This is a genomic window from Propionivibrio sp., assembly GCF_049316945.1.
Lineage (GTDB): Bacteria > Pseudomonadota > Gammaproteobacteria > Burkholderiales > Rhodocyclaceae > Propionivibrio.
The window spans coordinates 13,358-33,741 of record NZ_JBMOJE010000050.1 but is presented as its reverse complement, the minus strand read 5'-3'; the positions used below and the strand labels follow the sequence as shown (position 1 = coordinate 33,741).

The window sequence follows — 20,384 nt, the reverse complement described above, 5'->3', positions numbered from 1 at the left end:
TGGTATGCTGCGGACGAGAATACTTGGGATTGGGTCTTTGAAATGCCTATCCTCCACCGGAACCGTTAATCTGGGATGCAAGGGGTGTGACTGGTGCTACTGGTGCAGGAGCAAAATCATTCGTTCCAAGCGTGGCTGCCAATTCATTCAGTTTCTGGTGGAATCCAAGGCTCCATTGCTCGTGAATCTTCGACCCCTTCAGTACGGGCTCACCTTTGATCGTCGCCGTTTTCTGGCCACCGGTTGCGCCGCGTGTCTGACGATCGGTGTTCCAGTAATTTACCGCGGCATCAGCGCCTTCTTGATGAATATCCTTGAACGCATCGCTGAACGTTCCTTGAACAGTCCCGCCTGTGACGAGGTTCTTGAATTCTGATGGCGCTACAGGATCAGCCTCCTTTGCCTGTTGCGCGATGGCGATGCGATCATCGTTGGTAAGGACTGGCTGAGTTACAGGGGCTGCTGGTTGTTGCGATCCTTGCGTTTCTGCTTGCTTTTCTTTAAGGGTTTGAGGCTCATGTGGTAGCGTTCCTATGGCTTGCGGAATGATGTTGGTATCGGAACCGGGCGTACCCGGAGCCGAAGGGGTTAGCACTTCTTGGGTGGTTTCACCGGGGGTTTGGCCTTGGCCATTTTCATTTCCTTGGATTGTTTGCAGCGCAATCTCCGGCGCTGAAGCGGATGATAGTTTGTCGTACTGCGCAAGAAGCGACTGCATCTTGGCTTCTTGATCTGGAGGTAATCCGCCTTCTGTCTCGCCGATCATTTCAAGTTCAGCGATCTGCGAGAAGATACTATCCGCCGTCTCTGGAGTCGGTGCGGTGTCGATTGAAGGCGGAAGGTCAATTGCTATTTTGTTCAACGCACTTGATAGCGTTCCTGCGTTCTTGTCTACTTTGACGATATTTCCGTCTAGGTCTACTACGCCTCGCTCTGGAGGCGCTGTGGAGATGTTATCAATCCCGCCAGCAATCGCTTGATCCGCTGCCGTTGCGCCAGTCGTGGAAGCATCGATCGTTGTGGCGTCCTGTCCTGGCAAACCTGCGCCGATTCCAGTATCGCCAGTCGAGGCCGCGTTGCTTCCGGCACCACCACCAGGCGAGGAACCGGGCGTAGTCGTATTGCCGGTACCGCCAGCCGCATTGGCTGATGCTGCTGCATTGGCCGCCGCCGCATCATTGGCTTGGCTGGCGTTCATCGCAATTTCTTCTGGCGTCAGTTCAGGAGGTGGATCAATCGGATACTTGCCTTGCGGCAGCGCATTGAACCCGGCGCCCATGACAGAACCGGACAGCAGGCCCATCGCCGCAGCCTTGCCAACACCCTCATCAAGCGGCTTGTCAGTGGCGTAATTCTGCATGGCCTGTTCCCATGCCGACTGCGGAAGTTCTTCAAGCACGCCTTCAGATACGGCACCACCAGCAACACGGCCAGCAAAGCCTTTTCCAACAGCCTGATTGGGGCCACCTGCGATCGTGGTCTCAAGGTCTCCAATGCCAAGTTTCTGGCCTATCTTGCTCTGCGCGAACTTGCCGCCTGCTGCGCCAAACAGCGCCGTTCCTGCGCCGGAAGCGAGCGAAGCGCCTACTTGCTTGCCACTAATCGTTCCATCTTCCGAGTCCTGTCTCAATCCTTCTGCTGCTGAACCTGCGCCAACAAGCCCTTCGCCAATGGCACCAGCGGCCCACGGTACCGCCTTGGTTACTGCCGCTACACCACGACCTACAATGCCGCCGCCAAGTGATAACGGAAGCGATTCGGCAATTGTCTGGCCGATAACAGACGGTCGCTCAATGGCGCGGCCAATGGTGTCAACGAATCCGTCAGCGCCTTGAACGTAGGCGTTCGCCGACTTCTGCTCGGGTGACAGATAGTCTTCAAGGATGGCTTTGGCTTCCTTCGGTCTGAAGCCAATCTGCTCTGCTGCCTTGCCTGCATACCCTCCAGTGGCGATGTCGGCCAGACCTACGGCAGCTTCAGGGATAGCAATAGCGCCCTTGAGTAGAGAGATACCAGTGTCGCCAAGCGCGCGACGGGCTAGGCTGGATTTCTCTGGCGACGGTGTTCCTATGGCTTGGGGCTTCGGTTGCTCTGCAAATGGGTTGAAGTATTCTGAACTTGTGCCTGTTGATTCTTCCTTGGCGAAAGGGTTGAAGTAATCGGCCATCTACTTACCTCCACGGTAGGCGTCGTAATCCTTCTTGATCTTCGCCTCGTCTATCGACTTCCCCTTGTTATATGGATGCTCCCTTATCGTTTTTGCGAAGGTCGCGTAGTCAATTTTTGGAGCCGCGCCTTGCGCTGATTGTGCGGAAATAACTCTGCCAGAAACTGGGTCAATGGCGATTTCAGGGTTAGTGGTTTCAACCCCGTTCATGTCTTTCGTTGATCCTTGCTTAAGGACGACAGGAGCCTGCTGCTTGTTCCCGCCGTTCAACTTGATGATCTTCTCACCCGCCAATTTCCTGATTTCCTCAGTGTCTCCATTCAGGTAATCGTTCTGAAGTCCGGCCATAGCCTGTTTCTGCTTCATTTCGATTGCGCCTGCTGCGAGTGCCTGCCCCTTCACCTGTTGCTCAAGTCCAGTCGTAACGCTGTCCTGCTGCGACTTTGTGACGAATTGATTGGCCACATTTTCCTTGTCCAGCATCGCCAACTGCTGCTGTGCGACCGCTCTCACCTTCGGGTCGGTAATGTCTGCGCCCATGTCGCGCTTGAATCGATCGCGCTGCATCCCGGCCAGTTCAGCCTTCATTGCGTTGGTGCGCGTCATGTCGTTGCCGTAGGCGTCGTACTGCTTGTTCGGATCGCGTGCAGGAGCGGCTTGTGGCGGAAGGTAAATCGCTTTCCCGTTGGCGCCGGTCAGGTAGCCGCCGCCGTCCGGGGCTTTCATCTGCGTTGCATCAACGGTGCTTTTCCCGTGGATAGAGCCAGACGGTGCGCCAAGTTGTATCTGGCCGGGGCGCATGGCGGGTTGTACGGCGTCGGCGGTGAATGCCGTATCAACAGGAAGGCTGGCGATGTCTTGCTTGATGGTGGTCGGCGTCGAGAACGTTTCATTTGTTTGCTTGTAACCAGAAGGCGTATTCGCGGCTTCTGACGGCGCTACTTGCTTCGGATCAACCTTTGGAGAAACGGCTGCTACTGGCTTTGCAACGGCTTCCTGTGCAGCACGTTCCGCACGAATCTTTTCGTACGATCCGTTATTTCCTCCTGCAGCACTGGCCGAGTCAGCAAAAAAGTTTTTAACCGGATTGCCAATGGATGATGCGAATGTTGCACCCGGTTGAGAGGTGTAAGCACCCATGTCTACTTCTGGGGGCATTACCAGTGTCGGCTTGTCAAAACTACCTTCCTTCCACTGCTGATTCGATAGCGCTACATCGAATTTCTGTGGTGCTTGCTCGACAACAGGTGCCGCTTGTTGTGGCGCAACGTAATCCACGCCACTCGTTAGCGCCGCATGCTTCATGACTTCTTCAGGGTCTAGTGCAGGTATCTTGACCCCCGTATTAGCATGCTTCATCCCACCCTTGATCGTCGGCCCGACAGGCTTGCCCGTGCCGTGCTCAAGCATCGCATCAACGCTCTCGAAGCCCATTCCCTTGGCGATCCGCTGCAGGTACTTGTCCTGCTTCTTGCTCACAATGCGCTCGCCCGTCGATACCGCTATCGGCTCTTTGGTTTCTCGAACAACCGCTTGAATGCTGTCACTCGTCGGAGTGCCCGGCCCTTGAATCATGCCGCCTTCTGTTGGTGGAGCAATGCCCTGCATGAGTTGTTGCGCTGGCGCCATGCGCTCGGCGACGGGCTGGGGAGCAACGATGGCAGAGGGTTTGATCGCGCCACCCTTGGCGTATTCCTGCCGCTTTACAGCAGCGTCAGCCGATCCAACAGCTTGCACGGTATTGGCCGTTCTTCCGATCGCCCCAGCTACGGCTTGCTTGGCCAGTACGTTTTGCAACTGCTGGCCTTTTTGAAGCAGTACGCCAGCACCTTTCCCGCCCATCATGCTTGCCGCGTCAATGGGCAGTTCCTCATAACGGCCTTGCGCGGCATGCACAGCACCAGCCGCAGCACCAAGGGGAGCATTCAGCACGGGAACAAACTGAGCGGCAGCATAGGGCAGGCTATCGACTACATTTCCAGCGTTGTTAAGTGCGTCTCTGGCCAGCATTCCTGGTTGCGATTGATTGCCCAGTGCCGGAGCAATCGGGTTCCTTTGCGACATTGGTTGCGTTGGCGGACGGCTTTGCGTGTGCTGCATGGACAAAAGTTGCGGATCAGTAATTACCGCCTCAGGGACTCCACCATTGGCGTAATGCCCCTTCACCTTCCCGCCGCAAGCGTAACCAGCGGCCTTGTCAATCTGCGCCGACCGCCCCCTGAGTAGCCCGATAACCCCGCCGATTCCGCCAGTGTTCTGTGGTGCGGGTTGTTGCGCCGGCTGCGGTACGGGGGCTTGTGCGACCTGAACCGTAGGTTGTGGTGTGCCGGTACCGTACTTCGCCGCCATGCGCGCCATCAGTTGCTCTGGCGTTTCCTTGATCGTCCCACCTTCGGCAAACCCGAGTATCTGCTGCGAGAGTCGTTGCGCCTCTTGCGCCTGCGCTTGGCCCAGCGCCCCAACGTCTTGTCTTGTCCGTTGCGATTTATTTCCATTGTCAAGAACGTCGAGGCTGTTCTTGAATTGAGTATTGCCAAGCGCCATCTTCGCGCGCGGGTCACTTGTCGAACTGGAAAGCGATGAAAGGTCAGTGCTGATTCCTTGTTTGGCGAGCTTGCTGGCCAGACCGGCTTGCTGGAACATTTGCTGTTGCGATGTCCCGCCGCCACTCTTGATGGCGCTGGCCCGGTCTTCCCCGAGTTTGCGCATGGCATCCATCGGATTGACAACGTCCGGAGCCGTTGTGCTGCTTGATCCGCCACCGCCGACGGCGTCTGTGCCCCTCAATGCGTTCGCTTGAAGCATCCCGTAACTGGCTGAGCTTTTATCGCCCAAGCTGACTCCTGCCGCTCTATCTGCGCTCCAGTCTTGGCCTGCTTTAAGGTTGATCGCTTGGGAGTTGTTTTTGTCCCATGCTGCCGACTGAGCCTCTGGCGACTGACTAGCTACCCCACCACTAAAGCCGCTCGGCGTAGCAGGCTGGCTATTGATCGGCTGCAGGCTCTGCGCCAATTTCATCTGTGGCGATGTGTCCAATTCCCCGCCATCAACAAAGCACCGGCCAACTACCCCGCCTTTTGCAAACTTCTGAGGAACTTTCGGAGGAAGAAATGACCCTAGAGCCTGTTTGGGCATGACCCCGGTTTGTATTTTGCCCATGACAACCCTCGCACCAATGGTATTTGATGCGAGAATTGTCTATGCAATAGCCAGCATTTTTTCGCGTATCAGCTCATGTCGTAGTTGTAGCTGGTGGACTCGCTCTTGCTAGTGCTGCTGCTGGACGTTCCAGAGGATACAAGCGAACCTGATCCACTAATACCCGCTGACATGTGCAGCGCGCTCATGGCGCCGGCGGCCAGTTGCGCGGTGGATGCTCCGGCCGCCTTCAACCCTTCCATGGCAATCTCGGCCTCCTTGACGGCCCGGCTCAACCGTACCTCGTACTCCTTGATCGCCATTTGCGCGTAAGCAATGTTGGTTTGCGTGTTCATGTCGGCAAACTTGCTTGTCACCCCGGCCGCGCTCACGTTGGCATTCGCTTTTGCGCTGAAGGCGTCAACCTGCGCCTTGAACAGCGTCGTTTGATAGGAGGCTGTTTGCACGGACGTTTCCAGACTTGCTTTGTAGCCGCTTATCTCGGCTTCAAACTTGCTAATTAGCGCCTTGGCCGCTTCGATATTGGCCTGCACCCCTTTTACCTTGACATCTGCTTTGGCGCTGAACCCCTGAATCGTCGCCGCATAGGCGCGTGCGCGAGATTCGACAATTCCGGCTTTGGCCGTCTCGCCCTCGATCTGCGATTTGTAGGCTTCAAATACGACCTTCTGCGCACCTATCTTCTCTGCGTAGGCCTGAACGTCCGTTCGGTAAACCTCGATCTGCGACTTGATGAGGTCGGACCGAACCTGCGCCCCGGACATGACCGCCTTGTAAATATCGACTTGCGCCGCTACACCTTGCAAACTGGCGGTATAAACCTTCACCTTCTGCTCGTTGATGGTTCCAAGAACCGCCTGCGCATCCACCGCCGTCTTATAGGCGGTAATCTTCGCCAGAGTCCCGTCAAGTTTCGTCTTGTAGACCATGGCGAGCGTCTGGAAGCCTTGATTCTGTGCGTTATATAGGCTGACTTGTGCATTGAAAATTGATATTTGGCTTTCGGCGTAGAACTTGGCGACCTCGAAGGTGCGCTTGGCCGCATTCTCAAACAGGTTCAGCGTCAGACCTTCCAGTGCGATACCCTGCTGCACGGCAAAGCGAAGATTCTCGATCTCCCATTTGGCCGATTCAGTCAGAATGTCGCGGTTTATCTCCGCCGCTTTCATCCGGCCTTGCTCGGTTGCCACGTTAACCTGCTTGACCAGCGCCCCCGGTGGCAGACTGAAGTTCTTTGCGGCAAACGTGTCGAAGGATTCGGCAATGACCTTGGCCGTGGCTTGATCCTCGCGCTGTCTAGCCCGGTCAAACAACGCCTGTTCGACGACTGGTGGCAACCCCGTTCCGCCGGCCATCATTTCCTTGATTATGGCGCTGAGTTCCCCGAGTATTTCCGATGCGTAAACAGGCTCAGTCCAGTTTATTAGCGGGTTTGGAACCGGGAAACTGGCAGTCGGCGGGGTTCCTGCAAAGTCAGCAATTTCCGGGAATGAAAATTCAGGTATGGTCAGCGCCAGCATCGAATCCATGACCGGCATCGACAGGTCGGGCGCGGACGGCAGGGTAACGGCCATGTCAATGGCCGGACGAGCGGGAATCCCGCCGGTGTCGATGGCCGGTGGTGCCGCCGGGATATTCAGGGCGATGGTGAAGTCCGGTGCCTGGGGTAAATCACCCACGTCAAGGTCGAGATTCGACAGGTAGGTGTCGATACTGTCGAGTACCGGCATCGGGTCTGTCGCCAGTGGCGCGAACTGAGGAAGCGGGGGAACGTCGCCAAGGGAAAATGCCGGCGCCGGCGTCGACGGGGAGCTGAGTGTTGGCGGAGAGGCAACGGCATCTATTTGCACATTGGCCATGCTGTCCAGCGTCGCGGACAGTTGCGACTGCATGGCCGTTCCGAACTTCGTGATACTGTTCAGATTGGCGTTTATCAACGCCTCTGCGCTGTTGAATGCCTGCTTTGCGTAGCTTGAACCATCATTGACGGACATTATATTTTCCTCTTCAGTTCATCAAGTGCAACCCGCATTTCAGCGGCGTTAAAGCGCACGCCTTCGGTGCGGAGCGTGAAACGGTAGTACCGTCCGCGCAACCCGCGCCCAAGCGTAATGCGCCCGGTGGTGGTGGTATCGGCCAGTTCGGCAGGGAGCGTGTAGTCGAAGTCGATAGCCTGTCCTGACTGCTCGGTGGCGACATTCATCGCCACTTCACCGTCACAGGCGTAAGCGAGATAGACGCTGCGCGGGATAACCAGTGCGCCCGTCGACAGGTCAAGCGAAGGCGTTACAAGCTGCGTCTTGATTATCTCGGTCGAGGCTGGATCATCAAGCCGGAACACCCCTCTTGGACAGGTGCCGTAGAGCGTCCCGTTAATCACGGCCAGGCTGGTGAAGTCGTAGGGGTAATAGCGGCTGGTGGCAAACTTGTCGACGTTCGCCGTCCATGCGCCGCCTACCCCGACCCCGCTCAGTTCGTCGCTGGCGTAAGCGCTGTCTGTCCAGCGGGTTGAAGCGGAAAGGTGCTGCCAGAGCGAATCGCTGGCGGTCGCCCGTTCGGTCATTGTCGCGGACTGAAGCGAAGTCTCGGACAGGCTGTCCTGCGCCATCGCGGTATCGGTGATCCGGATGCGGATCGTGCTGAACGATACCGCGATGTCGCTGGCGCTGGCCGCCTCGCTGACCTGCTGGCGGGTGATCGTCGTCACGAGGTCACTGGCCGTCGCAGTCTCGGCGATCTGTCGCATGCTGCGCTTCGCGTGCGTCAGCGTGTCGCTGGCCGTGGCGCTGTCAGTCAGCCGGCTGGTGACCAGACCGGTGATCGCGTCACCCGCGATGGCGCCATCGGTGACCTGCGTGCGCTGGAATACCGCCAGCGAATCCTTGGCGCTCCCCGTATCGGTTATGTTCTGGCGCAAGGCCGCCAAGGTGAGGTAGGTTTCACTGACCGTCGCCGTGTCGGAACTTCGCAGCAGCGAGCCATCCGTCATTGCGTCTTTGGCCGTGGCGCTGTCCGAGAAGGTGAAGCTCGTGGCGATAACCACGGTGGCTACTGCCCTCGCGGTATCCTGCAGCCACATTCCCAGTCGGGAGGTATAAACCTCGCTGGCGACTGCACCAGATGTTTCGTCGTCGCGATAATTAGGCATTGATGACTCCTATGAAATAGTGGACGCCGCCTTTCGGGGCCAGTTTGGTATAACCACGTTTCGCGTCGTTTTCGCCAAGCTCAACTGACAATACGGCGGCGTACTCGGACTCACCAAGGCAGTTCCGTGTCGCTGACCGATAGAACACACCACCATCATCACTTGGCGAGCCCCTGAAATACCATTCGTCAGGCGGCGATTTTGTTACGCGCCATGGTTGCTCGACAATCGACACGTCGACGGAGCCGGCATAGATCGGGTCGCCGCCGGTCGATCGACTCGGCAGCGCTTTCGGCCCAACGGGGGGAATGGAAGGAGCCGGTTTGTCAGCCCCCTCAAAGCCCCCTTCATCTCGGTATCTTGAGACATCCTGCGTTACCGTCAGGTACGGCCCTTTGTCACAGTAGCTTGCGCACGGGCTATCGTTATGGCTTTCAAACGAGGTATAGCTTGGGAAACCGTTTTTCGGGTGAGGAAGCCCGTTGGCTACTCCAACGATTCCGCCATACCAGTGGAAAATGAACGAATAAGTGTAAATGTCGTAGAACCAGGCGTCAGGGCGCGAATACTTGCGTTGTGACCAGCTTGTTGTCTTATGGGATTGTGTCCGTGAAGTTGCATATAACACGGCATCGCGCGTCAGATAGGGAACGCAAACACCGATTGACTTTCCGACCCCACCATCGCTTGTCGTATCGGTCGTCTCCATGAACCAGTGTGACCTATTCATTCCGCCAGCCCTGTAGGGGTAGACGAAACCGCCGCGTGGCTCGGAATCTACACCGAGGTAGTCACCTTTTATTTTTGTAACCGTCTTGGTTTCTGGCGACGTTTCGCGCTCATCGAAGTCGCTGGTCGTAAATTGGCCCATCATCCGGGTATTCCCGGTTGTCGCTGTCGAGGTCCAGCTACCGACCAGCATGCAATCATCGAAATCATCTTCGCTGGGCAGCGGCTTTGATCGGTTGTCCTGACTGAAGCGGATAACTTTCAGCGTATTCTTGATGAAGTAGGCCCAAACAATCGTGTCGAACCGCATGGCGGCTTCGCTGTACTCTTTCAGTCGTGGGTCTGAATTGAAATCGTGCGAAACACATCCGCCAAGATAGGGCGAAGGAAGTTTTAATTGCGGCTGGTACTTAAACTTGGCCCGGCTATGGATGCGCCCTTCGCTGGTCTTCGTCACACTTCCTGATCCGTTGGCGATCGGTGGCGATACCAAGTTCTCCCAATAGGACAGTGAAACGCTGGCGCGGCCCGGTACAAACCCTTTGCTCAAATCGATCGCCGTCGCCATGTTGGCGTTGATCTTGAATTTTATCGCCGATCCTTCCATGTCCTTCGGGATAAGCCCGTAAAGCTCCGCCAGATAGGCGCCAAGATCGCGGCTCTCATCTGCGTCAACGGTAATCTTCTCCGCCAGTTTTACCGGGCCGAGTTTCGCTTTGAACTTGTAGTATCGAGCGCGCTGCATTGCATCATCGCCCCACACATGACACGTATGCACCGCCTCGTTGCTGTCTTCAGAAAATGACCAACCCAACGGGCTGTAGGCCATGGCTGACCCCGAATAGAAGTCAGCCGTGTCGCACAAATCAATGATGACGCCCGCCTTCTTCCAGGCCGCTCGCGCTTTTTCACCGACCGGGAAGCCCTCTCCTGAAGGGAGTCCGCCGAACAGGTCAAGCGCCGTGATGATCTCGTCGTCGGAAACCTTCTCCATGTACTTCCTGAAGGTTTTCGTGGTGGTCATTGGGATCATCGGCAGCGGCATGGCCAGCACGGTTCCTGACTTGATACGTACCAGCCACGGTTTCTTGTCACTATCGAAACATACGCCGTCCGTCTCGTAGTGCTGATAGCCAAACTGGATCGTTCCGTCATCCGGGGGGTTTCCTGTGCAGGCGTACAGCGTGTATCCGACCAATTCCCTGCCCATCGCCTCTCGGTAGGCGGCTGGAATGACGATGCGCTTCATTTCCTTCTTGGTTAGCGCCTTGATCTCTTCTTCGCTTCCATCGGTAAATTTCTGCTTACCGTAACCGGCGACCAGTTGCACGACCTTGGCCATCGAGCCGGAGAACCACGTCGGGTAGTGGCCGTTGTACTGCGTGAACAGGAACTTCGATTCTGGCGGGCCGGCGAACTCACTGCCGCGAATGCCAGGAGGAATCTCGAATCGCTGCAGCACCTGTTTCTCAGGGGTTGTCTTTTCTTTGTCGTAGTTAACCAGTCTCCGCTGCGTGCTCTTGCTTACCTGCAATTCAACACCGGACTTTGGTATAACTCGTGGCGTAACCACCCGCGCCGAATAGACCATCGGAACCGAGTATTTCAGTTCGAGGTCGTCTTCGATCTCTGCCTTTTTGTCGCTTGCTGGCCGGTAGATAACCGCTTTCGTTACCTCGCCAATGCTTGATGCACGGATATAACCGCCGCCGTCCAGCGGCAGCGTGCCCCATTCTGATTTTGAATAGGCAAGCCGCCGGCGCAACTCGACCTCTCTGGCCAGTTTTGTCGCCATGGCAATCTCGCTGGTGCTCGGGGTTCCACCAGAGGCCAGAAAGACGCCAATTGGCTTCGGGCCAGCAACGTCCATTACGCAGTCAGCGTAACGCGGTAGCCAAGGTCATACGTCTCGCCGTTGTACATGGTGCGTGTGGCCGCGTACTTCGAGGCGCTGACCAGCACGCCAGATGTTCCGCCGCGCACATTGGACGACAGAAGCGCCGCGCCATTGACGTTGATGCTGCTGGCCGTGGTGATGGTGAAGCGTGCCGCCGCAACGAAGTTGTCAATGACGCCAGCCGCTGCTGCCGCAGGCGTCCACAAGGGTCGCGTCACTTCGCTGAAGCCTTCGCTCAAACTGACGATCTCGGAGGCGGTCGCTGCAAATGAGGCAGCCGTCCAATTCGCCGCAGGAGAGACCGCGCCGGCGTAAAGCGCCATGTAGTAGCCAGTCGGTTTGGCGGTTGCACCCATGGCCACGGCCAGCAGATGCGTCAAGCCCTCGGCGGTGAGCAGGTTCTTGTCGATGCGCAGATCGCCGCCATTGACCGTGTGCCTGTATTCGCCCGAGGCGAGGACGCCTTGCTTGGGAAAGTACACGCCGTCGTCGGTTACGTCGTAGATTTCGTCGTGCAGGGCGCGGATAAGTTCGTTGTTCATGGTGATGCCTTTCAGGAGGTAATGGTCAGAAAAAAACGGTTGTGGGCGATGGTTTGTCCTCGTGTTCCAGTGATGCCGTCGAGAACCCCGGCTGAAACTTCACGCGCTACTCCGGATGACGTACCAATGACGTAGCCGTTGGCCGCCATCCAGCAGGCAGTAGTTGCGCCGCCTTCTGATATGCCATCCCCGAAAAGCTCGGAATTTACGCGCGTCGACGACCAGGGTATTGGTGCTCGGGAGTTCTTGTAGGCGATCGTCAGCGTCTCCAGCGAATCACCGGAGAGGAAGATCGCGTGTGTCTTTTGACCCACCCACAAGCCACCGTCGACGGGCTCGACAAAGGTGATGCGTGTCGGCAACTGGATAAACCCATGACGCGGATCATTCAGGTGGTAATTCAGCGCTTCCGAGAAGTGGAGCGTGTTCGATACCGGCGTTACCAGTCGGCCACGCCAGAATCTAACGGTCTTTCCGGTCGGCATGGCCGTCAGGAATCGGTGCGCGGCCAGCTTTCCGTAGGTCACGTCGCCGCCCAGTGTCAGGCTGGTCTGCCCGGAGAGCACCATCTGCACTTCGTAGAGGTCGCCGCCATTGGGATGCGATAGATAGATGGAAATGTGCGTCGCGCTCGGCTCAAGCAGCGCCGCCGATGGCAGTGTCAGGTCGATTCCGCCGCCTTGCGCTACCTCGACAAAGACGGCTTCCGATACCGATGATTCCTTGTAGTCGCGCCGGTAGCTGATGGCTACGGCATACGTTCCCGCATCGAGTCCGCCAACAGTTGCCGATTGCGCGTAAGGCGCCGGAGGGTCGGCCAGCGTCAGCGTCAGCAGGTTAGCGCCATTCCACTCGTACAGGCCGCGCGGGGTAGCAATGACCAGCGTATTGTTCAGTTCGCAATAGCTCGCCTCGCCACCAACGCCAGTTCCGATAACCTCGAATGACCAATCATCGGCCACGCGAACAAGATCGGTCCCGTGGATGGCGAAGCTTTCATTGAATCGCTCGCTGTGCCACAAGCAAGTAAGGTTCGTCGTCGAAACGCGAGTGGTCCCTTGTCGTGCCGCCCATCGACCTGCGCTATCCACGCGCCCGTTAAGCAGGTCGCGCGCATAGACGCGACGTGAATTATTATCGGTCTTCACCATGTCGGTGTCAGGCGCTACGGTGTTAATTCCCGCCAGCGGATAGAAATCAAACTCATGCATTGGTGGATTCCTTGTTGTCAGACTTATGGAATACCACCGGTTTTAATGGCTTATTTAGCAATGAATTACGCTTGGAATTCCATAATCCATACAGTTTGCCAACAACAGCCAGCATTTTTACCTGGTCAATGCACCCCTTGCCGGTAGGTTTCCGAATTACCGTCCGGCCGGATTACTTGCCGAGTGTTCATTGCATCATCCCATCCGAAGCTGTCCTGCGCTCCTCCTATCGGGTTGATGGTCTGCGTCGGCGGTGTGTAGATGAAGGCATTTCGTACTCGCATACGATCCTTGAAGGCCAGAATGTCGTAATCGAAGTCCTGAGCGTCGAAACCTTCAGCCAGCAACTCGCGTATCCTGAGCGATGACCAAGCGGTGCCAAAGGAAGATGAATCGAACCCTTCGATCGGCGGGTTATCAGGAAATCCGACAACCAAATGCTTCGGCATGAAGCGCGAGTAAACTTCATCTGACAAGTATTGCGATGTCCCCAACCGTTCGCTGGAGAGGCCGACAGGATAAATCTGGCGGTTCTTCAGTTGAATTTCAGTCGCCCCAAAGACGCTAAAGCTGGGACCGTTTGCGCGCGCTGTTTGCGTACCAAAATACAATGGAGGGCTGACAGTAGCCTGTCCAAACGCCAGTTTCGGTTCGATGGCTTCTACTTCGATAGGCGGCTTGTCACCGCCAATGACTTCATGCGCCCCCATGCGAAACGCACGGAATCCTGTAATCCCAAGGTAGCGAGTCGATAACTCACAATCCGCAGAGCCAAACAAAGGGGAACCGTTACCGTCAAGATAGGCCGCATACCCGCTTGCCGATATTGTCCGGTGCTGGTTGGTAATGGTTGGCGTTCCAATACCGAATAATAGGCTGTTGGAAATAGGGTCATAACCAACAAAGTGCAACGACCGGGGATCGTGATTATCTTTCGCTTGTTCTGGCGCCTCCATTACCGCATAGATCGTCCATGGCGTCATCCTTGGCTTTCCAAAGCCTATATCGTTCTTTATCCCTTTTTTATCAACATCCACTATCCGGTTTCGCAATGTCACCATCGGCCCGTCAATCGGATAGACGAAGCCGATCCCGGTGCCGACGCGGATAACATTCGATGTGATACGCGCGGCGCCGAAAGTGTCCGATGTGTCTGGTTGCGATACATAGACTACCTGTTGGTTCAGTACCGGATTTCCAACCTGCAAACTTAGCCATTCCTTCGTCGGCATCGAAGGGACAACAATCTTTCGCTCAGACGGCGGGTCTTCTCCGATGCGGATCACGACCGGCTGCGGCATCGCTATGGGTGCGATGGTGACGTTCTCGATCCACTGCCGGCGGTCGGCGATCTTCGTTGGACCGATGATTCCAAACTCGCTGCCGCGCGTCTCGACAAAACTCCACTGAGTTCTGATGGATGGTTCCCCGAATTCTTCCTGATTGTAGCCATAGGTGCAAAGTTCTGGCGTCAGGTTCCAGACCGTTGGATCACCATATAGCGTATGCCGGCTTCCAAAGGTTTCTGCTTTGTTGAAATGAATGGTCAGCGCCGCATTGCCTACCTGTTTCGGAGGTATCCCGGCCAGCGCCAAATCAAGGTAGCGTGTCCACAGTTTCACTTCCGGCAACGGGAAAGTCGGATTGCTTGACGGCCAGGCTTGTGTGATCGTGCGAATACGATCTGCAATGAACGGCGTGCCTTGCGCAAGCGCATCAAAGCCTTTTGCGCATACCGATCGGTCTTCCGTCAGTAAATCGCCGAATTGGTCGTGTGTCTCGCCCTGCGGGTAAATCACCCTTGCGCCGTTGTAGACCACCGTCCAGCGGCTCATCGGCGGGGGCTCGATCCCTTCCATCGGAAGTGGCCGGTAACGATGTGTGACGGAACCCGCCTTGTAGAATTCCCCTGTCAGTTCTGGCGGGATTCCTAGCGGTTCAAGAACCCGCGCATTGTTGTCGACCTGCGGATATCCGTATCTGGAGGCAATGGTACCGAAGGTAGTCAGATTCCGGTGATAGTTATCAATCGACAGCCAGCGGCCGAAAACCTCACCTTGCCATTCGTTCTCCTGTATCTCGTGATAGTGCTCGACATACTGCCGCGAGTTGAAAATGTACTGGTAGCCGTAGCGCTGTTCTTCACTCGGGAAGCTCTTGAATCCATCCGTGAAAACGTACTGGATATACGGCGAGATACGATGCTCACCGAAGGCTTGCGCCGGCTTTCCTTCCGCGTAAAGCCGTTGTGTTGTGTCATGGACGTTGGCGTTTCCAAAACACTGCGCATCAAATCCTTCCACAGCCGCGTTGCGGTTGAACCCGATCTGCGGATTCGTGTAGAAGTTGGTGAAAATTCCCTTCGCGTCCAGATCGATGTAGCGCGGCGAGCGGCTGATCCACGGCGCGGTGCCGAAAGCCGCTGGCTGGATCGGCATCGTGTAAACATACTGGCGGTCGTGCGTGAGAATCTGCGTGCCGTACAGTGTAGCCGCCAGCCCGGTGGGGGCGACGTAGCGCCGCAGCAGAACAATCTTGGTGGCGCCAAACGCCAGCGCGGGCGGGATGCCGCCACAAAGAATAAAGCGCTGCCGAAGCTCGGCGATGGCTGTGCCGAACGCGAGCTGGGGCGAAATCCCGATGCAGTTGATGCGCCCAGCAGGCGGAACAATGGTCGGCTGCCCGACGACCCCAGAAGCGAAGCCCTGCACTGGCACTGAGATCGACGGCGACCAGACAGTCACCCCACCGAAGGCTGCCATGTCGGTGCCCGCTGGTTCCAGCAGGCCATCGGTGCCGAAGTAGAACGGGATGTTCAGCGCACTGCGTGGTGTGTAGCCCTGAACCAGCGAGACATCGACCTGCCCCAGCTTGCTGTACTTCCTATAGACCAGCGGCAGGGTGATTCGCGGCGGGGCGACGCCCACTGCAAATATGCCCTGTGCAACATTGGTGACGTTGGGGGTTGGAACACTGGCGCTGTCGAAGCCGCCAACGGCGCTGACCAGCTTGCCAACGCCGAAATAGAAGGCTGTCTCACCGGCGGTGTAGCTGGCGGTAAACAGCAAGGGTATTGAGCGCCCGTTGTACTGCGAGCCGCCGATAATGGGCTTGCCGACACCGTAGCTGGTAAAGCCGCCGGCAGCACCCGTTGAGAGCGGCTGTTTTACGATGGGCGCTGGGATGTCGAACGGGGCGATTCCGCGCGCCGTAACCGTCGGGCTGCCCCAGAAGATGCGCAGTTCTTGGTACGGATTAGGTGGGTACGGCTCTATGAACGAGAGCGCAACGACGCGGCCCACATCCGTGCCGCGCGCGACCATTGGCAAGGCGAGGCGCGGGGCATCCGGCGAAGAGGGGTAAATCCCGAACGCCGCGTTGCGCACAGTGACGTTGCCGAACAGTGAAGCATCGGTCGCGCCGCCACGGGTGATGAGTTGGCCGGTACCGAAAAAGAAGTTCGCCAGCTTCGCCGCCGGGTCGAGCAGGTCGAACTGCAGATTCGCTGCAGCGCTTGGCGGTGTGACGCGGGGTTGCCCGAACGGCGGCTGTGCTATGGCCGAAGGGAACAGCCCGCGCGCAGCATTCGTAACGACCGCAGCCCCGAGTGCCGGGGCGTCTATACCCCCGACAGCCGTTACGAGGATGACTGTCACACTACACCCATGGCCTCATAGTGGGCGAGGATTCGCGCGGGCACGAGGGCTTCGCCTGGGAACACGGCGAACGCAGCTATATCGCCTTTGAAGTTGCTAGAGCGCACCTTTTCATTACTGACAGTACCGCCGAGCATTAAATCCCACTGCAGATTCTCAGAGAATCCCCTGTCGGTAAGCTCAGACGTCGAGGCCGTCACACCACTTTCTTGCAGCGCCCCGTTGATATACAAGCGCCACAGGCCGTTGGGGCGGTCGTAGAAGAAGTGAACATGGACATATACATTATCGGGCAAGACATACACCGGCGATATTGCCTCGGAGACCGTGCCGAGCAGGCTGAATATCAAGCGCTTCGTTGTTGTCTGTGATATGTGCCATGGGTAGGTCGCAAATAACACAGCATCCACTGCGATGGCGATGTACTCGGCGGCGGTTGGGAAGGCCGTTGTTGTACGCCGGATGACGAACTCAAAGGCTCCTGACCGCTTGTTCGCGAGGCAGGCCATCTGGCCGCGATAAACACCGTTCGTGAAGTTCGTTGCTGTGCGCCCAGCCAGCGGCGAGACGATCCCCGTCGCCAGTGTTCCGTGTGCCGACAGTCCATAACCATTTAACGAGGTTGGGTACGTTTTTCGCGCATATACCGCCGGATCACGATAGGGGTGCAGCGTGCTATAGAGCGCGTTACCTGCGGCGGGCGAGTCGCAGATATGAAACTGCGCGGCTCCATCGAGGATCACTTCTTTTGCATAGCCAGTGACCAGCGGGATTTGCTTGGTGAAGAATGCGTTGTGCAGCTCCAACGCCTGTGCAGCGGATACCTGGACACCAAATAGCCCGCGCGCAGCCAGACTCTGCCCCGTACCTAGAACAGCGCCCGCCACTGTGACGCTAGCCCCAAACAACCCGTAGCTGGGAAGGTCACGGTAGCTGTCATTGTTAACCTGACCCCCTGTGAATCCGATGTTTATGACCGCTGATGTATCCGCTGTAGCTACCCGCACGCCATCGACGTATAGATACGAAATCCCGCCCATGAACATAGCGCAGTTGATCGAGTGAAATCCGGTCAATCCGCCAACGGGCGTGTAGATGAAAACAGTCGACCAATAGGTGTTGTTATCGCCGGATGCCGATTCTGTGCTATTCCGATAATCTACCGTCAGCGTAGTTCCTGACCAGGCAAAACGAAGGAAGGGCGAAGACAAAACATAGGAAACAAACCAGCAAAACTCTTTGTACCCCCATGCTACGGCTCCCATCTTTACGATCAGGAGAAGGGAGTACATTCGGCCCTCCGTATTTTCGTATGCGTCGTATTGTGTGCGCTGTGATGATCCGCCCGCTACCAATAGCACACCAGCAGCCAGTGTTACGCAACCGACATCAGGGGCTGCTGGCAGCATGGCATCCTGTCGAAATAGCGCAGTTCCTGCATTGGTGTATGCGGCCCAACTGAATGCGGATGGGAAGCTTGGAACCTACTTATCAGCCAGCGCGCGCTTTCCGCACGCCCACATGATTGGCGCGTACTTCCCAACAACAACCTGCCAGTTACCGTCGAAACTCTCGCCCTGCGCTGCTGGCATCGGGGTGATGTAGTCGTAGACAAGCGCGTTCTTCTTGTTCGCCCCGTCGTTATCGACGGCCAGCACCATGTAGTCGCTGGTCGTTTCATCGAGACCTGAGAAGACATAGCCGCCGTCGACGTTCGTCGTCACCGCCCGGACGAGCTGGCCCGTCGTGCGGTCGTACAGCCGCACTGGGGAATCGACCTTCGCCACCCCATCCTCGGCGACGATCCCGAAGATCGCCCCGATACCCGGTTTATGTGGCATGGATTACACCTTAATTTCTGAAAATAACATTGCGCGATCCTCTGCTGACAACTGGTTGAGTAGGTTTCGGGCAGCGTCAATGACACGAACGCCCGATGGGTCTTTCTTTCCTGCGCCTTGCCAAAGCTCAAGGTTTTCAGGACGGTTATCTTTACGGTCGCCGTTCTTGTGGTGGACGTGTTCTTTGCGTTCAAGCTTGCGTCCAAGAATGCCTTCCATAACCATTCGGTGCTGCAATATCTTCTTGCCCAACACGCGAACCGTTAGATACCCATGCGTTGTTTCGCAAGTATCTTGAATATTTCTGTTCGGAATCGTTTCAGGCGTGTATTTCATCCCATCCCACCGCGCCTTGTTGGCGCATGGAATGCTGCAATACGCTTGCGGCTTCCCATGCCTGCGTTGAAACTCTTTCCCGCAATAGGCACAAACACACGACTTGTCGCTAGATATTCCAGCGTTCTTGCAAGGTACAGAGCAATATTTCTGTTGCGCGTGTGTCGGCTTGTACTCCTTCTTGCAGTGCTCACAAACGTGATCGTTGTTTCTTATCTTTTTGTACCAGCACTCCCTAGAGCAGTAATTCGTTTCGGCCCGTCTTGGACGGAATATTGTTCCGCAAGTAATGCAGGGCATGTCGGGTAATGAGCGTAATGCAGCCATATAACCTCCTTGTTAGAAAGTACAATTATAAGCGTAATGGCGCATTACGTCAATCTCCTATAACCCTAAACACTGTTGTAAGTCTTTGATTCTAACCGTTAAACCTTAAAAATACGGTTGGTGCCGTTATCCCACGTAATAATTATCATGTCATGTTCAAACTGGCTCGCTATTTCCAGTCCCGCCTCATGGCCGCTGCATGTTTCCGTGCAGATCAGACTATATCTTCACCCTGTAAGGGGCTTGGTGCTTCGGGTCGCTTGACCCTACGAGCTTGCGCTCTAGTCGTTGAACCTTCCGCTTGCGCGGCTCGGCTGCTGATTGCCCAATCCTTTTGATTTTTAACATTCACGCTTACCGTTTCCAGTTACGTTGTAGTTCAAAAGGCTCTAAGGGGTTTCCAGCAATTCTCCAAGTTTTTTTATAGCCCCTTTAGGGACCAGGAGACATAATGTTTATCTCCGCCATTCGGGGTAATCGGCAAGCCTGTCGCCGTGTCAATAACCGCAATCAACGGGCTGGACGCTTCCGTTCCAGTGTCCTTGTAGATCACGATCATTTCGATGGACACGCCGGAAACCGCAGTGAATGTGCAGTCAGCCGCATCGGCTGCACCGCCGGTCGTGGTCTTGGCGGTAAGCGTCACCGGGCCGGCGATACGCGCCGACACAGGGACGTCAGCCAGAAACTCGTGAGTAGCTGGCACCGGTGTCCAGGCGCCAGAGTCGACAAGAATGCATTTGATGGTATCGGAGGTCCAGTTGAATTGCGCTTCAAGAAAACGCTGTCGTGCTTTGTCGAACAGGGTATTAGCCATTTGCTGCTCCTTTTAAGGTGAGCTTTTATTCTTGAGCAAATAGCCAGCATTTTTTACACGGTATTGACCGCCGTGCGTGCAGTGACGTGGTATTCCGCCATCGGTGTCGAGACAGTCAGCGCCCCGGTCTTGGTGAATACGGCCAGTGCTTTCGCGCCCCACTTCTTTAGCCTCGCCCACGCAGGGATGTTGCCGAACAGAGCGCCGATGGAATAGTTATCGCTCATGGCGCTTCACTCATCACGCGCGTCGTCGCCACGCGCGAAGTGACGCGGTATTCCGCTATCGGTGTCGATACTGTCAGCGAACCGGTCTTGGTGAATACGGTCAGCGTCTTCGGCACATCAACGCCAAGTTCGTTAGATGCGACGACCTCTGACACGGTGGAGACACTTGGCTGCGATACGAGCATCGATCGCCTCGGTGCCGCGAAACACGTACTCTCCGGCGTCTCGATCTGCACTATCGAAGTGCTTGCGAAGATCGTCCGGGTAGACGTAGATACCAGGTAGGTTCCGTCGTAAGTGATCGCCGCGTCGTCGTAGGGCACGTCA

Annotated in this window: 14 protein-coding genes; all 14 read right to left on the bottom strand. The window is 56.4% G+C overall.

Annotation, left to right across the window (positions count from 1 at the left end; genetic code table 11):
- Window positions 1–46: 46 nt before the first annotated feature.
- The 14 genes from ACOYNV_RS12845 to ACOYNV_RS12780 all read right to left on the bottom strand — a co-directional run bounded on the left by ACOYNV_RS12845 (window position 47) and on the right by ACOYNV_RS12780 (window position 20,380).
- Complete coding sequence (locus tag ACOYNV_RS12845; protein ID WP_422900179.1) at window positions 47–2,167, bottom strand: hypothetical protein; 2,121 nt, start codon at window positions 2,165–2,167, stop codon at window positions 47–49.
- Window positions 2,168–5,002, bottom strand: a complete 2,835-nt coding sequence (locus tag ACOYNV_RS12840; RefSeq protein ID WP_422900178.1) for a hypothetical protein — start codon at window positions 5,000–5,002, stop codon at window positions 2,168–2,170. It lies immediately after the preceding gene.
- 392 nt (window positions 5,003–5,394) lie between these two features.
- Window positions 5,395–7,320, bottom strand: a complete 1,926-nt coding sequence (locus tag ACOYNV_RS12835) for a hypothetical protein (RefSeq protein WP_422900177.1) — start codon at window positions 7,318–7,320, stop codon at window positions 5,395–5,397.
- Entirely contained in the window at window positions 7,320–8,474 is a 1,155-nt protein-coding gene (locus tag ACOYNV_RS12830) for a hypothetical protein (RefSeq protein ID WP_422900176.1), read from the bottom strand. The genes ACOYNV_RS12835 and ACOYNV_RS12830 overlap by 1 nt, the downstream gene beginning before the upstream one ends.
- Entirely contained in the window at window positions 8,467–11,073 is a 2,607-nt protein-coding gene (locus ACOYNV_RS12825; RefSeq protein ID WP_422900175.1) for a hypothetical protein, read from the bottom strand. The genes ACOYNV_RS12830 and ACOYNV_RS12825 overlap by 8 nt, the downstream gene beginning before the upstream one ends.
- A complete protein-coding gene (locus ACOYNV_RS12820) occupies window positions 11,073–11,642 on the bottom strand; it encodes a hypothetical protein (protein ID WP_422900174.1) in 570 nt (189 codons plus the stop codon). The genes ACOYNV_RS12825 and ACOYNV_RS12820 overlap by 1 nt, the downstream gene beginning before the upstream one ends.
- Window positions 11,643–11,653: 11 nt before the next feature.
- Entirely contained in the window at window positions 11,654–12,853 is a 1,200-nt protein-coding gene (locus ACOYNV_RS12815; RefSeq protein WP_422900173.1) for a hypothetical protein, read from the bottom strand.
- A gap of 125 nt (window positions 12,854–12,978) precedes the next feature.
- Window positions 12,979–16,509: a hypothetical protein gene (locus tag ACOYNV_RS12810; RefSeq protein WP_422900172.1), complete on the bottom strand. Its 3,531-nt coding sequence runs from the start codon at window positions 16,507–16,509 to the stop codon at window positions 12,979–12,981.
- Window positions 16,506–17,801, bottom strand: a complete 1,296-nt coding sequence (locus ACOYNV_RS12805) for a LamG-like jellyroll fold domain-containing protein (RefSeq protein ID WP_422900171.1) — start codon at window positions 17,799–17,801, stop codon at window positions 16,506–16,508. The genes ACOYNV_RS12810 and ACOYNV_RS12805 overlap by 4 nt, the downstream gene beginning before the upstream one ends.
- Before the next feature lie 192 nt (window positions 17,802–17,993).
- Complete coding sequence (locus tag ACOYNV_RS12800) at window positions 17,994–18,350, bottom strand: hypothetical protein (RefSeq protein ID WP_422900170.1); 357 nt, start codon at window positions 18,348–18,350, stop codon at window positions 17,994–17,996.
- 3 nt (window positions 18,351–18,353) lie between these two features.
- Window positions 18,354–18,686, bottom strand: coding sequence for an HNH endonuclease (locus ACOYNV_RS12795; protein WP_422900169.1), 333 nt, complete (start codon window positions 18,684–18,686; stop codon window positions 18,354–18,356).
- A 748-nt stretch (window positions 18,687–19,434) separates the two neighbouring features.
- The gene (locus ACOYNV_RS12790) at window positions 19,435–19,830 is read right to left on the bottom strand and encodes a hypothetical protein (protein WP_422900168.1); all 396 of its coding nucleotides are present in this window, start codon (window positions 19,828–19,830) and stop codon (window positions 19,435–19,437) included.
- 53 nt (window positions 19,831–19,883) lie between these two features.
- A complete protein-coding gene (locus ACOYNV_RS12785) occupies window positions 19,884–20,057 on the bottom strand; it encodes a hypothetical protein (RefSeq protein ID WP_422900167.1) in 174 nt (57 codons plus the stop codon).
- Complete coding sequence (locus tag ACOYNV_RS12780; protein ID WP_422900166.1) at window positions 20,054–20,380, bottom strand: hypothetical protein; 327 nt, start codon at window positions 20,378–20,380, stop codon at window positions 20,054–20,056. Before ACOYNV_RS12780 ends, ACOYNV_RS12785 begins: the two co-directional genes overlap by 4 nt.
- Window positions 20,381–20,384: the final 4 nt, after the last annotated feature.

Excerpts from the sequence above, each read along its gene's own strand:
- ACOYNV_RS12805 (WP_422900171.1), bottom strand. The coding sequence starts at position 17,801 with ATGTACTCCCTTCTCCTGATCGTAAAGATGGGAGCCGTAGCATGGGGG.
- ACOYNV_RS12815 (WP_422900173.1), bottom strand. The coding sequence starts at position 12,853 with ATGCATGAGTTTGATTTCTATCCGCTGGCGGGAATTAACACCGTAGCG.
- ACOYNV_RS12785 (WP_422900167.1), bottom strand. The coding sequence starts at position 20,057 with ATGAGCGATAACTATTCCATCGGCGCTCTGTTCGGCAACATCCCTGCG.
- ACOYNV_RS12800 (WP_422900170.1), bottom strand. The coding sequence starts at position 18,350 with ATGCCACATAAACCGGGTATCGGGGCGATCTTCGGGATCGTCGCCGAG.
- ACOYNV_RS12795 (WP_422900169.1), bottom strand. The coding sequence starts at position 18,686 with ATGAAATACACGCCTGAAACGATTCCGAACAGAAATATTCAAGATACT.
- ACOYNV_RS12820 (WP_422900174.1), bottom strand. The coding sequence starts at position 11,642 with ATGAACAACGAACTTATCCGCGCCCTGCACGACGAAATCTACGACGTA.
- ACOYNV_RS12835 (WP_422900177.1), bottom strand. The coding sequence starts at position 7,320 with ATGTCCGTCAATGATGGTTCAAGCTACGCAAAGCAGGCATTCAACAGC.
- ACOYNV_RS12845 (WP_422900179.1), bottom strand. The coding sequence starts at position 2,167 with ATGGCCGATTACTTCAACCCTTTCGCCAAGGAAGAATCAACAGGCACA.
- ACOYNV_RS12830 (WP_422900176.1), bottom strand. The coding sequence starts at position 8,474 with ATGCCTAATTATCGCGACGACGAAACATCTGGTGCAGTCGCCAGCGAG.
- ACOYNV_RS12790 (WP_422900168.1), bottom strand. The coding sequence starts at position 19,830 with ATGGCTAATACCCTGTTCGACAAAGCACGACAGCGTTTTCTTGAAGCG.
- ACOYNV_RS12825 (WP_422900175.1), bottom strand. The coding sequence starts at position 11,073 with ATGGACGTTGCTGGCCCGAAGCCAATTGGCGTCTTTCTGGCCTCTGGT.